This window comes from Yersinia artesiana (assembly GCF_902726545.1).
Classification (GTDB): Bacteria; Pseudomonadota; Gammaproteobacteria; order Enterobacterales; family Enterobacteriaceae; genus Yersinia; species Yersinia artesiana.
Genome location: NZ_CACVAD010000080.1, coordinates 1 through 14,079 on the forward strand (window position 1 = coordinate 1; position 14,079 = coordinate 14,079).

Here is a 14,079-nt window from a genome sequence, read left to right on the forward strand (position 1 = left end):
CCCTATTCACATTAATATTCGATAAAAACAGTAAATTATTTATTCAATTGATTTTTAAGATAAAAAATAATAATTAATCATGAAGTTAATTGTTATAAGAATCATTTACATTAACGCCGCGATACTAAAAAGAATGATTATTATTTAAGGAATACTGCGATAAATAATAACCTTGGGTGTTGAGGTTAATATTATTTCACGGAAAAAAGTTTTAATTAGGTATTGTTGGGCCACATTACCCACTTGCCAATATCTGCCCACTGCATTACCTTTTGCGCCATAACTGCCTACGCAGCACGAAGGAGAAGATAATGGGATATAATCTGGCTGAGCTTTCGGACGAAGAAACAGCAAAAATGAATGTTGATCTGGCCGCCTCTGGTGTCGCATTTAAAGAGCGCTACAATATGCCCGTCATCCCTGAAATGGTTGCACGAGAGCAACCTGATGAGCTACGAGAGTACTTTTTGCAACGGCTGGCACACTACCGTAGTGAATCCAATAAATTCTCTCGCTTGCCATATGAACCCAAAATGAAGTCATGAGCAAAAGGCTCCCGCACAGGGTCTGCGGGAGTTTATCGGCGACAACGACTAGAGTTTTCGGGCAAATTTATCAGTTGCAAGAATCAGTTGGTGCAAAATACCCGGTTCATCAAAGGAATGCCCTGCACCTTCGACAATATGCAATTCGGCTTCCGGCCAGGCTTTGGCTAAATCCCATGCATTCTGTGGCTGACAAGCCATATCATATCGCCCATGAATAATCACCGCCGGGATATGGCGAATGCGCGTGACGTTATCCAGCAGTTGATTATCGCTATCCAAAAAACCCAAGTGGGTAAAATAGTGATTTTCAATGCGAGCAAATGCCAGAGCAAAGTCATCTTCACCAAAGGACGCCGCGCTTTTGGCTGGCAACAGGGTGACAGTTTCGCCCTCCCACAGACTCCAAATTTTGGCCGCCTCTAATTGTACCGCCTTGTCAGGTGAGGTTAGCCGTTTGCGGTAAGCCGCAGTGACATCGCCCTGCTCTTCTGGTGATAAAATAGATAACACACGCTGCCATTTATCGGGGAAAAAACGCGAAGCGCCGTCCTGATAATACCAATCCAACTCTTTTTTACGCAGCGTAAATATCCCGCGTAAAACCATCTCGCTAACCCGATCTGGGTGGGTTTCACCATAAGCCAATGCAAGAGTTGACCCCCACGACCCTCCGAATATCAACCATTTATCGACACCGGCCATTTTACGTAGCCGTTCAATATCATCGACTAAATGCCAGGTCGTGTTGTTATCCAGGCTGGCATGAGGTTTGGACCGCCCACAGCCGCGTTGATCAAACAGTAATACTTTATATTTCTTTGGGTTGAAAAGTTGCCGGTGATAAGGCGCGATCCCACCACCAGGGCCACCATGAATAAATACCGCGGGTTTACCCTCAGGATTACCGCAAAGTTCCCAGTAAATCTGGTGACCATCTCCCGTGTCTAGTAAGCCACTATCGTAAGGTTCATACGCTGGATAAAGCCCACGCAATTGTTCCATTATTTTTCCATGTTTGTTAAGACACTAAAGTTATCAAATCCTATACGACCCTCAGGGTCAACGATAAAACATGACATTTACGCTAATCAGTCTATTAATTCCATCAACCGATGATAATTGCACCATAAGTTAATTGATTTTGAGGTGCTACATCACAACCATTAAGCAGTAATAAGGGTTGTAGATATTTAATAATTTGCTTATTAAACAATAAACTAATCAGAACTGCGCTTTCTTTCCTTGCAACTCATCCTGATTAGGTGATTAATAGGTAGGCGTACCAACCTAACCGAAGGTAAAGAGAGGCAAGCCATGAGTAAGGGAATGGACAGCAAAAAGAACGCGAAGAAAAAGCCACTAAAAACGCCAGCTGAGAAAAAAGCTGAGAAACGCGCTAAAAAGTCATCATCTACTAGTGCAGAATAACGGATTTTTCGTCTCGTCAGTCAACCCGCCACGCCAGGCGGGTTTTTTGTTGCCAAGAGTTAAGCATTACAGGGGAAAAGCATGTATTTCCGTGTCATCGATACCGAGACTTGTGGCTTGGAGGGCGGTATTGTCGAAATCGCGTCCATTGATGTGATGGATGGAGCGTTGAGTAACCCAATGAGTGACTTGGTTAGCCCAGACCGGCCAATCAGCCTTGATGCCATGGTCATTCACCATATCACGGAAGAAATGGTGGAAGGTAAACCACGGATTGCCGTTGCCGTCAGAAAGTATCAAGGTAGCCCTTATTATGTCGCCCATAACGCCCCCTTTGACCGCGGTGTATTACCGGAGATGGGCGGTCAATGGATTTGCACGCTAAAGTTGGCCCGCATGCTCTATCCTGATATTAAGCACAGCAATCAATATCTGCGTTATGCCTTACGCCTGAATGTTTCAGTGCCGGATAATCTTTATCCGCATCGCGCTTTGTATGATTGCTATGTCACCGCAGCACTGTTGCAACGTATCATGCGAGATACTGGGTGGAGCGCTGAGCAGATGGTGGAAATCACGCAGCAACCGCAGTTGTTGTCGACATTTAAGTTCGGAAAGTATCGGGGGAAAAGTATTGCACAGATAGCCCGACAAGATCCGGACTATCTGCGTTGGATGCTAACCTCAATTACCGACCTTACACCCGATATGCGCCATACCCTGACATATTATCTGGCCGAGTAAGCCTGTGTGAATCAAGCCAGAGAGAGAATGAAAGCATATTCCAAAGCAATATCTTCATAAGCTTTGAAACGCCCAGATTTACCTCCATGGCCCGAATCCATGTCGGTATAAAGTAATAACTGATGATCATCAGTTTTCATTTCCCGCAGTTTGGCGACCCATTTTGCCGGTTCCCAATATTGAACCTGGGAGTCGTGCAACCCAGTAGTCACCAGCATGTGCGGGTAATCCTGAGCTTTAACCTGATCGTATGGGCTGTATTGCTTGATGTAATCGTAATAAACCTTATCGTTTGGATTGCCCCACTCATCATACTCGCCGGTCGTCAGGGGAATAGATTCATCCAGCATAGTGGTGACAACATCAACAAATGGTACTTGCGCCACAACACCTTTGTATAATTCAGGTGCCTGATTAATCACCGCCCCCACCAGCAAGCCACCGGCACTGCCGCCCATGGCGAAAACACGGCTCACATCGCCATAGCCCTTGGCAACTAATGTTTTGGTTACATCAATAAAATCATTGAATGTGTTCAATTTATTGAGCAACTTGCCATCTTCATACCATTGCTGCCCCAGCTCACCACCACCGCGAATATGGGCCAAGGCGAAGACAAAACCACGGTCTAGCAGACTTAAACGACTGCCACTAAATGCAGGATCCATGCTGCTGCCATAAGATCCATAGCCATAGACCAACAGCGGATTACCCCCGCGGGCAAAGTGGTCGCGGTGATAAACCAAAGAAACCGGTACCTTGACACCATCCGATGCAGTAACCCAAATCCGCTCACTGCGATACTTTTCTGGTGTGAAGTTTTTGACTTCCTGCTGCTTGAGCAACTGGCGCGCACCGGTATCCATATTCAGCTCATACATGGAGCTTGGCGTGGTCATGGACGAATACCCATAGCGCAACAGTTCAGTTTCCGGCTCTGGGTTATACGCCAGCCAGGTCACATAAGTAGGGTCATCAAAAGTAATTGATTTCTCTTCGCGAGTGGCCCAGTGAATTTGCCGTAAATGTGTCAGCCCTTCACTGCGCTCCTCTACCACCAGCCAATCGCGGAATAGGCTGAAGCCTTCCAACATAACCTCTGTTCTGGGCGCAATTAATGACACCCACTGAGATTCATCAGCAAAATCAGCCAGTGTTTTCCCGGCTTCGGCGATTTTATACAGCCCGAAGTTTTTACCCTCTTTATTCGAACGAATGTAAAAATGCTGCTTATAGTGATCCAATCCGTACTCATGGTCTTTACGGCGTGGCGCGAACATCTGCGGTAGCGGCTCATGCTGGTCGGCATCCAGCAGTAAAATTTCAGAGGTTGTGGTACTACTGAGATGGATGACAATAAAGCGCTCAGACGTGGTTTTTTCCAAGCTGACATAGAATGTATCGTCAGTTTCCTGATAAATCAGTTGGTCTGATGCCGGATCTGTTCCCACCACATGGCGATAGACCTGATAAGGCAGTAGCGTTTTTTCATGTTTCCGCACGTAATACAGTGTTTTCGAATCATTCGCCCACTCAAAACTGCCCGAAGTATTGCTGATCACTTCCTCTTGCCAGGTGTCGCTTTGTAAATGCTTTACCCGGATATCATATTGACGACGCGATAAAAAGTCCTCAGCGACAGCCAGTAGTTGATTATCCGGACTGACATCCAGCCCGCCCAAAGTATAAAACTCGCTGTCCGCAGCGCGTTGGTTGCCATCCAATAATGTTTCCCAACTGCTATCAGCCCAAACCGGTTGGCGCACATAAATGGCGTATTCATTGCCCGGTTCAAAACGCGTTTGATAGCGGTAGCCATTACGGGTATAAGGAACAGACTCTTCTTGTGGCGGAATACGGGAAACCATTTCCTGATACAAGGTTTCACGCAGCGCTTGCTGTGGCTTTAACACCGCCTCGGTGAACTCATTTTCAGCTTGCAAATAGTTCAGAACATCATCGTCAGTGCGCTCATCATCACGTAGCCAATAATAATCATCTGTACGGATATCACCGTGCATCGTCATCGGATAAGGGCGTTTATCTGCCTTTGGGGGTGTGGTCATTAGTTGAAGTATCCATCTGTGTTCGTTACCGCGAGAGTGACACGATTACATGGCGATGCCAAGCAGCGACATAGCCTTATTATTGAGTTGAGGAGAGCTCATTCAAGGCTAAACAAAATGATAGACAGGTGCAGGATATGTTATTGCCAGCACCTGTTGGGCATGATTATTTATTCCAGAGTTGCGGAGTCACATTGGCAGGGTATAGGTGATAGTGCCAACCTTGCAGTCGAGCACGACCTGGTAGGTTTTATCCCCTTTTTTGCCCCGAGCGGTCAGTGGAACCTGCCAAACATCATCCTTGCCAGTAATGTCTACTGTGCTAATCCAAACGACCGGACTATCAGTTCCTAACCCTTTTTTATCCGCTTCCCAACGCGTTATTCGGTTTTGTAGGAAATCCCGTTTAACTTGCGCCGCAACCTGTGATGGGTCTAACCCGGTACAAGCAGGGACTTTTGCTACCCGCGGTTCCTGAGCCTGTACATGACTGATAACACCAAGCAATCCGCTGGTCACTATCAAGGCGAGTCCTGTCTTTCTCATCATTCCTCCAGATATTATTATTTCTATCCTATGGCCGGAGCAATGATTGAAAGGGGGTTACCGAGTGAATAGCGCTACGGAATCAAAGCATTAACACTATTTAATTACACCGAGTAAATTCAATCACGTAAAACTGCTCCAGCCCCGGATAGATATCCTTAATCACTTTTTTCAGTTCATCCAATGACATATTTTCTTGCTCCGCATGGCGTTCTGTCAGGGCATCCAGGGTGATTGGCGTGACAGAGTTGACCAAGATGTTGCAGAAAAATACGCCGTCTTCATTGCGACAGACGCGCAGGACTTCGCCTGGGCGAAAATCGGATTCACTGCTATCCCGGATAGTGATCGTTTTACGATCAGCCAGAATATCCGCCTCAAACCGGCGAAAGAAGGTGATTTCACGATTCATTTTAGATCCCTTTTTTACTTTCTGCCGAAATCAGGCAGATTAAGCCGCTTGATTTTCTTCAGATTTGGATTTTTTCTCTGCGGCGATTTTTTCAACTTTCGCTTTGGGTTGCGCCTCAGCAGAGACCGTGGGATTGGCACCACGCAGAATTTGCCCTAATGCATCTTTGTTCTCTGCCAGGAAGAAGCTCAAGGCCTCGCGTTGCTCTTCTTCAAGAGTTAAGGGTGACTGCGACAACCACTCAGACAAATTGTCAGCCAAATCCAGCATTTTATCGTAGGCATCGGCTTCTTTTTTGGTTGTGAAAGTCATTTTTTCCTCACCCTGTCTTACCACGACGAATTTTATTTCAACGGCCATTGATACACGTCCTCTTCACTTACAGATTACTGTACATAAACACAGTATAATATGATTTATTGGGGCGACGCAACCGCCATCGCTCTCCACTGTGATTATTTTAATAAACGAGCTTTACAGTTTTTGCCTTTGATTTTGCCTTGCTGTAACTGCTGTAGCGCGCGTTTCGCACTGGCCTTGCGAATAGCAACATAAGCATGGACGGGGAACATATCGATTTTACCCACATCCGCAGCAGTAAGACCGGCTTCACCGGTTAACGCACCCAAAATATCGCCAGGGCGAATTTTAGCTTTACGACCACCATCAATGCATAACGTGACCATTTCAGGTTCCAGCATGGTGTTAGCACTGCGGCTCACCTGCTCGGCTGGCGTCCATTTCAATTTCATTTGCAGATAATCTTCAATGGCATGAGCGCGCGTCATCTCTTGTGGCGTGCACAGACTCACGGCAAGGCCACTCATCCCTGCCCGCCCGGTACGGCCAATACGGTGCACGTGCACTTCCGGATCAAACGCCAGTTCGAAATTGACCACCAGCTCCAAATCTTTGATGTCCAGACCACGGGCGGCAACGTCCGTGGCAACCAGTACCCGACAACTGCGGTTGGCAAAACGTACTAATACCTGGTCACGGTCACGTTGTTCTAAGTCGCCGTGTAATGCCAGCACACTGATACCACGGGACTCCAGGGCTTCGTAGACGCTCTGACAATCTTTTTTGGTATTACAAAACACCACACAAGAGGCCGGCTGGTAGTGACTAAGTACCGAGATCAACAACGGCAACCGTTTTTCGCGAGTGGTTTCGAAAAACACCTGCTCGATAGCTGGCGCTTCATCGCCATCATCAACTTCAACATTCACCGGTTGGCGCTGAACCCGCGCACTGATTTGCTCAATACCGGCCGGATAAGTGGCGGAGAACAGCAATGTCTGGCGTTGTGGCGGGGTATAGGCAATCACATCATCAATGGCATCGGTAAAACCCATATCCAACATGCGATCGGCTTCGTCCAGCACCAGAATTTTGAGGTCATCCAGTACCAGCGTTTTCTTGCGCAAATGCTCCTGAATACGCCCCGGCGTGCCGACGACGATATGCGGGGCATGCACCAGAGAATCCAACTGATGGCCCATCGGCTGGCCGCCACATAGGGTCAGGATTTTAATGTTCTGAGTAAAGCGTGCTAATCGACGCAACTCTTTGCTGACCTGATCAGCTAATTCGCGGGTTGGACACAGCACCAGGGCCTGAGTCACAAACTCACCGACGGCAATTTTGTCCAGCAAACCAATGCCGAATGCCGCAGTTTTACCGCTGCCGGTTTTGGCTTTTGCCCGCACATCCTGCCCATTGAGGATTGCCGGTAATGCTGCGGCCTGTACCGGTGTCATCTCGGTATAGCCAAGTTCATTAAGATTGGACAACTGCTCAGCAGGCAGTGTCAGGGAAGAAAAGGAAGTTGTGCTCACGGCAGTAACTCTTATAACTGGATGGAATGGCAGCGATGGCCTGAAGGCGAGCGCAAGATTTTGCCGCGATAATACCAGAGATAGGGCCATTGCCGGAACTATACTGCATCGATACCGGTAAAATGGCGTGATTCTCTGCTTTGCTGCCAATACGCAATCGTTTTCGTTGCTGTTTTACCCTATACTTGTGCCCGTAAAATTCACCGTGCATAAAGTTACGGTGTAACTTCAACACTGATGTAGGTACCTAACTATGCTGACTATTGGAACCGCTCTGCGTCCGAACGCCACCCGTGTCATGTTGCTTGGCTCTGGCGAGCTGGGCAAAGAAGTGGCTATTGAATGCCAGAGACTGGGGCTGGAAGTGATTGCGGTTGATCGCTACGCAGATGCACCCGCGATGCATGTTGCTCATCGTAGCCATGTGATTAACATGCTGGATGGCGCTGCACTCAAACAGTTGGTCGAGCAGGAAAAACCGCACTATATCGTGCCGGAAATTGAAGCTATCGCCACCGATATGCTGGTTGAGTTAGAAAGCATGGGCCAGAAAGTTGTGCCCTGCGCCGAAGCCACTCGCCTGACCATGAATCGCGAAGGTATTCGTCGGCTGGCCGCAGAAACGCTGCAATTACCGACCTCCAGCTACCGTTTTGCTGATACCGAGAGTGCATTTCGTCAGGCGGTCAGTGAGATAGGTTACCCGTGTATTGTCAAACCGGTGATGAGTTCTTCCGGTAAGGGCCAGAGTTTGATTCGCAGTGAGCAGCAACTTCAGACCGCATGGGATTACGCGCAACAAGGTGGCCGGGCGGGCGGTGGTAAAGTGATTGTCGAAGGATTAGTGCATTTTGATTTTGAAATCACTTTGCTGACCATCAGTGCTGTTGATGGCATCCATTTCTGTGCCCCTATTGGTCACCGCCAGGAAGATGGCGACTACCGTGAATCATGGCAGCCGCAGGCGATGAGTGATGTCGCAGTGGCACGGGCAAAAGAAATTGCTTCACAGGTTGTCAAAGCGCTAGGTGGCTATGGGTTATTTGGCGTGGAACTGTTTGTCTGTGGCGATGAGGTTATTTTCAGCGAAGTTTCACCGCGCCCACATGATACCGGCATGGTGACCTTGATTTCGCAAAATATGTCTGAATTTGCCTTGCATGTGCGGGCATTTCTCGGCTTGCCTATCGGCACGATTCGTCAGTATGGCGCGGCAGCATCGGCGGTCATTCTGCCTGAATTGACTAGTAACAATATTACTTATCATGGGTTAGAAACGGCATTGGTGGGTGATACCCAGATTCGTTTATTTGGTAAGCCTGATATCACCGGTAAACGGCGGTTGGGAGTGGCGCTGGCGGTAGCAGATGACACTGATACGGCGATCGAGATAGCAAAACGTGCCGCGAGCGCGGTCGTCGTGACAGGCAAATAATCAGTTACCTATGAATAACCTGTCATTTCGGCGGGTCAGACAGCTAACAAACCTCGACAACGCGATCTTGCAAGGTGAAGACAGGTGGAAGAGTAAAGCGTCCGCGCCACGGATGGCGCGGTTCGAGCCCCCAGGGAGGGGTTTACGGCGTCTTTACGATCTGCCTGTTTTCACCGTTACGGGCACTTTGTTATTAACCTCACCCGCTATTTCGGCGGGTTTATTGGGCTGGAACAGCTAAACGCTGGGGACTTACCCCTCGTATGGGTCTTCTATTTCGTCCGCATCCTGCTCATTATCGCGACGATAATCAGACTCATCATGTTCATCAAAGTCAGTATCTTCAAAGATAGCCATGGCTTGTGGATCATTCTGGTGGCGCTCACGGATTTCTGCGGCGACCAAGGCAATCGCCTCACCACTACTCATCCCTTCCGACATGAATTGATGAATACGTTCGACAGCTTCTTGCTGTTCCTCATGAGAAAGTGAAGGCATACCCGCTAACATTGATTCATCTCCTACCTATAATTGATTCAGTATACCTGTTTATTGTTGCCTGAGGTGAATTGAGTGCCACCGATCAGCAGTCACAAACATAGGGTAATTTATGCTAATCTTCCCCGCCGCGGATGGCGAAAATACCATTACATCCCTAATATGGCTACCCAAAGAAAAGAATAGTGACTCATGAGTGTGAAATCCCTGACCTGCAAAACCTTGCCTTATCAGCCTGATGCCCTGCTTCAACAATTTGCCCCACTCGCTCATCAAGCCTGGGCCATGTTGTTGCATTCCGGATTTGCTGAACATACCCATAACCGCTTTGATATTCTGGTCGCTGATCCGCGAGTGACCCTTACCACGCGGGGCGAGCAAACAGAGATAATCAGTGCGCAAGGCCAGGAATTCTCCGGTGAAGACCCTTTCTTTTTATTACAGCAACAGTTGGACCAATTTCTCCGCCCAATATCCCCCCACCCTGACCTGCCGTTTTTAGGCGGCGCATTAGGGCTATTTGGTTATGATTTAGGGCGACGTGTCGAGACATTACCGGTGCTGGCTGAGCAAGATATCACCTTGCCGGATATGGCTGTCGGCCTCTACGACTGGGCATTAATTGCCGATCATCATTTGCAAAAACTGACACTGGTGTGCCACGGCGATGCAGACCAGCGCCTGCGTTGGTTACAGCAACAAAAATGTGCAGCAGTCACTCTGCCATTTAAATTAACCAGCCAGTGGCAGGCCAACATGTCACGAGAGCAATATGGCGAAAAATTCCGTCAAATTCAGGAATATCTGCATAGCGGCGACTGCTATCAAATTAATTTAACCCAGAGATTCAGCGCAGAATATCAAGGTGATGAATGGCAAGCTTTTCTGTCATTGAGCCGCAGTAATAGAGCGCCCTTTTCGGCGTTTATTCGTTTGCCACAAAACACCATTATGAGTGTGTCACCAGAGCGCTTTTTATGGCTGGAAAATCACCGCATTCAAACTCGCCCTATCAAAGGCACCTTGCCGCGACTGGATGATCTTGAACAGGATAAGTTACAAGCACAGCGGTTAGCCAACTCCGAGAAAGATCGCGCTGAAAACCTGATGATAGTTGATTTGTTACGCAATGATATTGGCCGGGTCGCGCAACCGGGAAGTGTGCGCGTGCCCGAGCTGTTTGTCGTCGAGCCTTTCCCAGCGGTACATCATCTGGTCAGCACCATTACCGCAACCCTGCCCGCCGAATCGCCACCAACAGCATTATTGCGAGCCTGCTTCCCCGGAGGGTCGATAACCGGCGCGCCAAAAATTCGCGCCATGGAAATCATTGAGCAACTGGAACCCCAACGGCGCAATGCCTATTGTGGCAACATTGGCTATATTAGTTGCTGCGGCACCATGGACACCAACATCACCATCCGTACGCTGCTGACTGAAAACGGCAAGATATATTGCTCAGCGGGCGGTGGCATTGTGGCCGATAGTCAGGAACAGGCTGAATATCAGGAAACATTTGATAAAATTGCCCGAATACTGCCGTTACTGGAAGATGATGAATAAGTGAGCGATTCTGTGAGTGACCAATTGGTGAGTCAATCAGGGCAAACTTTGTCTGAATTTATCAGCCGATTCCAGCTACAACAGCCGCAACCTGGCAGTTTTTCTGCCAATAGCCACCATGCTGCGGTATTAATTCCTATTGTTTGTCGGCCTGAACCGACATTGCTGCTGACCCGGCGCTCAGATCATTTACGCAAACATGCCGGCCAGGTTGCCTTCCCCGGCGGCAAAGCTGATCCACAAGATAGCTCACTGATTGAAACGGCTTTGCGGGAGGCCGAGGAAGAAGTGGCTATTCCGGCATCCGCTGTACATGTATTAGGGCAACTGGCCCCACTCGACAGTTCCAGTGGTTTTCAGGTCACGCCAATTGTCGGCCTGGTTCCTGCCAATATTACCTTTCATGGTAATGAAGAAGAGGTCGCCGGGCTGTTTGAAATCCCGTTGTACGAAGCACTTAGGCTATCACGTTACTATTGGCTGGATATTCATCGCGGAGGAGTCAATCACCGGGTTTATCTTTCATGGTATGAAAACCAATTTATCTGGGGACTGACGGCAGCGATTATTCGCCGTTTGGCGCAGCAGGTCAGTATTTAACGCTAAAGCCATATTAACTTCATGGGTAATGAGTGATGCGTTTCACAGCTTTAAGGCTAAAAAAGCTGAATTACAGCATAAAGCGATCTCTATCACCCCATCACATCGATTTTTACTCTACTTTCCCCGCACAACCATTTTAAAAAAACTGTAAATTGCCCTGTCAGCGTTATGAAATATCTGTAAAATATCTTTCATCACTATAAACCACTAAAAAAGTAAGGTTAAAACCCGATAGTGATAATCACAAATTGATAGCGATATGTCATTGTTGCGGTATCAAATTAATACTGCCAACACCAGTAGGATCCGAATTAACAGGCTCTGTGATAGCAATACTCAATACGAAGTAACCTGCAGCTATCCACAGAGCTCTTATACTTAATGTAAATATTCTTTGGCGCATTCATATGTACAGGGAATAACAAAAAGCTTTGTTAAGGAGTTTTAGCGTGATTAGTGTTTTTGATATGTTCAAGATTGGCATCGGCCCATCCAGTTCTCACACTGTTGGACCAATGAAAGCCGGCAAAGAGTTTGCTGATTTGCTGGTAACTCAAGGGTTAATGCCATCAGTCACGCGTGTCGCCGTGGATGTTTACGGCTCACTGTCACTGACCGGGAAAGGTCACCATACCGATATCGCTATTATTATGGGATTGGCTGGCAATATGCCAGATACCGTGGATATCGACAGCATCCCCGCTTTTATTCGTGATGTAGAATTACGCCAAAAATTGATGTTGGCCAATGGCTTGCATGAAGTGGACTTCCCCCGTGAAGGTGGAATGGTCTTCCGTAGTGATAACCTGCCACTGCATGAAAATGGTATGCAGATCCACGCCTTTGCTGGTGATGAGAAAGTGCTTAGCAAAACCTATTATTCCATCGGTGGCGGTTTTATCGTGGATGAAGAGCATTTCGGCAAAGCTGCGGTGAATGCCGTTAGCGTCCCTTACCCGTTCCATTCAGCCGAAGAAATTCTGGCTAACTGCGAGCAAACCGGCCTGTCTATCTCCGGTATGGTGATGCAGAATGAGTTGGCGATGCACAGCAAAGAAGAGATTGAATCCTACTTCACGGCAATTTGGCAGACGATGCGGGCCTGTATTGATCGTGGTCTGAACACTGAAGGCGTCTTGCCCGGCCCACTGCGGGTACCACGTCGTGCCTCAGCATTACGCCGTCTGTTGGTTTCCTCAGATAAACTTTCCCATGACCCAATGAATGTCATTGACTGGGTAAATATGTTCGCACTGGCGGTTAACGAAGAGAATGCCGCAGGGGGCCGTGTGGTGACAGCACCAACCAACGGTGCTTGTGGTATTGTTCCAGCGGTACTGGCTTATTACGACCACTTTATCGAGCCGGTTACTCCTGAAATCTTCATCCGCTACTTCCTGTCCTCCGGAGCTATTGGCATTCTGTATAAAATGAATGCATCAATTTCTGGTGCTGAAGTGGGCTGTCAGGGTGAAGTGGGCGTGGCCTGCTCAATGGCAGCGGCCGGTCTGGCTGAATTACTGGGTGCCAGCCCAGTTCAAGTGTGTATCGCGGCTGAAATTGGTATGGAACACAACCTGGGCCTAACCTGTGACCCGGTTGCAGGTCAGGTGCAAGTGCCATGCATTGAACGTAATGCGATTGCCTCAGTAAAAGCGATTAACTCAGCACGTATGGCAATGCGCCGCACCAGTGAGCCGCGCGTTTCACTCGATAAAGTTATCGAAACCATGTTCGAAACCGGCAAAGACATGAATGCTAAATACCGCGAGACCTCCCGTGGCGGCCTGGCCATTAAAGTGCAGTGTAATTAATTTATTGTATTGCGAATCATGTTCAGCAAGGGGAGCCAGCGCTCCCCTTGCTGCTAAGTAAAAGATTAATGATAACTTCATGTCTAGCAACCCGCACACGCGGGATTGCAACATACCTCACAACACCAATCATCATCATTTTCTTCTTGATCCGTTGGGCATTGACTATTGTGCCCTCTTTTATTTACCTCAGTGGAAATTGCTGCCGATGATGCATCATCAAGATGCATTGAAACCCTCTCTTGCCCTAAGGTACAAAATGAAAACAGCATTAATACCAGAACCAAAACTATCTTTTTCATAGAACCTCCATCACTGGCTTGTAGAATGGTACAAAAAATATAAGCGGTGCGGCGTCCAAAAAGCAGGAAATAAACTTTGCTGTTTCAAAACAGATCAAAGCCAATACTTGATAGTGTGTTTTTAAAATCTGAATAAATCCCGCTTAGATACCAGCGGAACCGCTTTGAGTATGGACTTTCTTAAGTTAATTTAAGTTTAGACTATATTTATTTACGTGACCCCATTATTTTAAATAATTATTCTTGTTTTTTAATGCAATTAAATCGCGATAACATATTGAT

15 protein-coding genes are annotated in these 14,079 nt (G+C 47.7%); 6 read left to right on the top strand and 9 right to left on the bottom strand.

Annotated elements, in window-relative coordinates:
* Nucleotides 1-311: 311 nt before the first annotated feature.
* Nucleotides 312-545, top strand: coding sequence for a DNA polymerase III subunit theta (locus tag HU019_RS19190; RefSeq protein WP_004389928.1), 234 nt, complete (start codon nt 312-314; stop codon nt 543-545).
* 48 nt (nt 546-593) lie between these two features.
* Here the strand turns inward: HU019_RS19190 and pip are convergent, their stop codons facing one another.
* Nucleotides 594-1,550: a prolyl aminopeptidase gene (pip, locus tag HU019_RS19195; protein ID WP_174847461.1), complete on the bottom strand. Its 957-nt coding sequence runs from the start codon at nt 1,548-1,550 to the stop codon at nt 594-596.
* A 507-nt stretch (nt 1,551-2,057) separates the two neighbouring features.
* On the opposite strand from pip, the gene exoX reads away from it, so the two are divergent.
* Nucleotides 2,058-2,720 carry an exodeoxyribonuclease X gene (exoX, locus tag HU019_RS19200; RefSeq protein ID WP_174847460.1) on the top strand — a complete coding sequence of 221 codons (663 nt, stop codon included), beginning with the start codon at nt 2,058-2,060 and terminating at the stop codon, nt 2,718-2,720.
* Nucleotides 2,721-2,731: 11 nt separating this feature from the next.
* On the opposite strand, the gene HU019_RS19205 is transcribed toward exoX, so the two are convergent.
* From HU019_RS19205 to HU019_RS19230, 6 genes are all read right to left on the bottom strand, one after another.
* Nucleotides 2,732-4,786, bottom strand: coding sequence for a S9 family peptidase (locus HU019_RS19205; protein WP_174847459.1), 2,055 nt, complete (start codon nt 4,784-4,786; stop codon nt 2,732-2,734).
* Nucleotides 4,787-4,975: 189 nt separating this feature from the next.
* Nucleotides 4,976-5,332, bottom strand: coding sequence for a protein YebF (yebF, locus tag HU019_RS19210; protein ID WP_174847458.1), 357 nt, complete (start codon nt 5,330-5,332; stop codon nt 4,976-4,978).
* A 100-nt stretch (nt 5,333-5,432) separates the two neighbouring features.
* A complete protein-coding gene (gene yqfB, locus HU019_RS19215) occupies nt 5,433-5,744 on the bottom strand; it encodes a N(4)-acetylcytidine aminohydrolase (RefSeq protein WP_174847457.1) in 312 nt (103 codons plus the stop codon).
* A 39-nt stretch (nt 5,745-5,783) separates the two neighbouring features.
* Nucleotides 5,784-6,104 (bottom strand): YebG family protein, encoded by a 321-nt coding sequence (locus tag HU019_RS19220; RefSeq protein WP_174847456.1) that lies wholly within the window; start codon nt 6,102-6,104, stop codon nt 5,784-5,786.
* 95 nt (nt 6,105-6,199) lie between these two features.
* Nucleotides 6,200-7,582, bottom strand: coding sequence for an ATP-dependent RNA helicase DbpA (gene dbpA / locus HU019_RS19225; protein WP_005163615.1), 1,383 nt, complete (start codon nt 7,580-7,582; stop codon nt 6,200-6,202).
* On the bottom strand, nt 7,542-7,817 hold the full coding sequence (locus HU019_RS19230) for a hypothetical protein (protein ID WP_174847455.1): 276 nt from the start codon (nt 7,815-7,817) through the stop codon (nt 7,542-7,544). The genes dbpA and HU019_RS19230 overlap by 41 nt, the downstream gene beginning before the upstream one ends.
* Before the next feature lie 18 nt (nt 7,818-7,835).
* Here HU019_RS19230 and purT point away from each other — a divergent pair, with 18 nt between their 5' ends.
* Complete coding sequence (purT, locus tag HU019_RS19235; protein WP_174847454.1) at nt 7,836-9,017, top strand: formate-dependent phosphoribosylglycinamide formyltransferase; 1,182 nt, start codon at nt 7,836-7,838, stop codon at nt 9,015-9,017.
* A 252-nt stretch (nt 9,018-9,269) separates the two neighbouring features.
* Here purT and HU019_RS19240 read toward each other — a convergent pair whose 3' ends face one another.
* Nucleotides 9,270-9,527, bottom strand: coding sequence for a YoaH family protein (locus HU019_RS19240; protein WP_005163637.1), 258 nt, complete (start codon nt 9,525-9,527; stop codon nt 9,270-9,272).
* 180 nt (nt 9,528-9,707) lie between these two features.
* On the opposite strand from HU019_RS19240, the gene pabB reads away from it, so the two are divergent.
* The 3 genes from pabB to HU019_RS19255 all read left to right on the top strand — a co-directional run bounded on the left by pabB (nt 9,708) and on the right by HU019_RS19255 (nt 13,495).
* The gene (pabB, locus tag HU019_RS19245) at nt 9,708-11,078 is read left to right on the top strand and encodes an aminodeoxychorismate synthase component 1 (RefSeq protein ID WP_174847453.1); all 1,371 of its coding nucleotides are present in this window, start codon (nt 9,708-9,710) and stop codon (nt 11,076-11,078) included.
* Nucleotides 11,079-11,678: a CoA pyrophosphatase gene (locus HU019_RS19250; RefSeq protein WP_174847452.1), complete on the top strand. Its 600-nt coding sequence runs from the start codon at nt 11,079-11,081 to the stop codon at nt 11,676-11,678.
* Nucleotides 11,679-12,130: 452 nt separating this feature from the next.
* Nucleotides 12,131-13,495, top strand: a complete 1,365-nt coding sequence (locus tag HU019_RS19255; RefSeq protein ID WP_174847451.1) for an L-serine ammonia-lyase — start codon at nt 12,131-12,133, stop codon at nt 13,493-13,495.
* An 83-nt stretch (nt 13,496-13,578) separates the two neighbouring features.
* On the opposite strand, the gene HU019_RS19260 is transcribed toward HU019_RS19255, so the two are convergent.
* Nucleotides 13,579-13,797 carry an ST-I family heat-stable enterotoxin gene (locus tag HU019_RS19260; protein WP_174847450.1) on the bottom strand — a complete coding sequence of 73 codons (219 nt, stop codon included), beginning with the start codon at nt 13,795-13,797 and terminating at the stop codon, nt 13,579-13,581.
* Between the last annotated feature and the right edge of the window lie 282 nt (nt 13,798-14,079).

Bases quoted from the DNA above. Each gene is read 5' to 3' on its own strand.
- HU019_RS19190 (WP_004389928.1), top strand. From the start codon at position 312: ATGGGATATAATCTGGCTGAGCTTTCGGACGAAGAAACAGCAAAAATG.
- pip (WP_174847461.1), bottom strand. From the start codon at position 1,550: ATGGAACAATTGCGTGGGCTTTATCCAGCGTATGAACCTTACGATAGT.
- exoX (WP_174847460.1), top strand. From the start codon at position 2,058: ATGTATTTCCGTGTCATCGATACCGAGACTTGTGGCTTGGAGGGCGGT.
- HU019_RS19205 (WP_174847459.1), bottom strand. From the start codon at position 4,786: ATGACCACACCCCCAAAGGCAGATAAACGCCCTTATCCGATGACGATG.
- yebF (WP_174847458.1), bottom strand. From the start codon at position 5,332: ATGAGAAAGACAGGACTCGCCTTGATAGTGACCAGCGGATTGCTTGGT.
- yqfB (WP_174847457.1), bottom strand. From the start codon at position 5,744: ATGAATCGTGAAATCACCTTCTTTCGCCGGTTTGAGGCGGATATTCTG.
- HU019_RS19220 (WP_174847456.1), bottom strand. From the start codon at position 6,104: ATGGCCGTTGAAATAAAATTCGTCGTGGTAAGACAGGGTGAGGAAAAA.
- purT (WP_174847454.1), top strand. From the start codon at position 7,836: ATGCTGACTATTGGAACCGCTCTGCGTCCGAACGCCACCCGTGTCATG.
- HU019_RS19240 (WP_005163637.1), bottom strand. From the start codon at position 9,527: ATGTTAGCGGGTATGCCTTCACTTTCTCATGAGGAACAGCAAGAAGCT.
- pabB (WP_174847453.1), top strand. From the start codon at position 9,708: ATGAGTGTGAAATCCCTGACCTGCAAAACCTTGCCTTATCAGCCTGAT.
- HU019_RS19260 (WP_174847450.1), bottom strand. From the start codon at position 13,797: ATGAAAAAGATAGTTTTGGTTCTGGTATTAATGCTGTTTTCATTTTGT.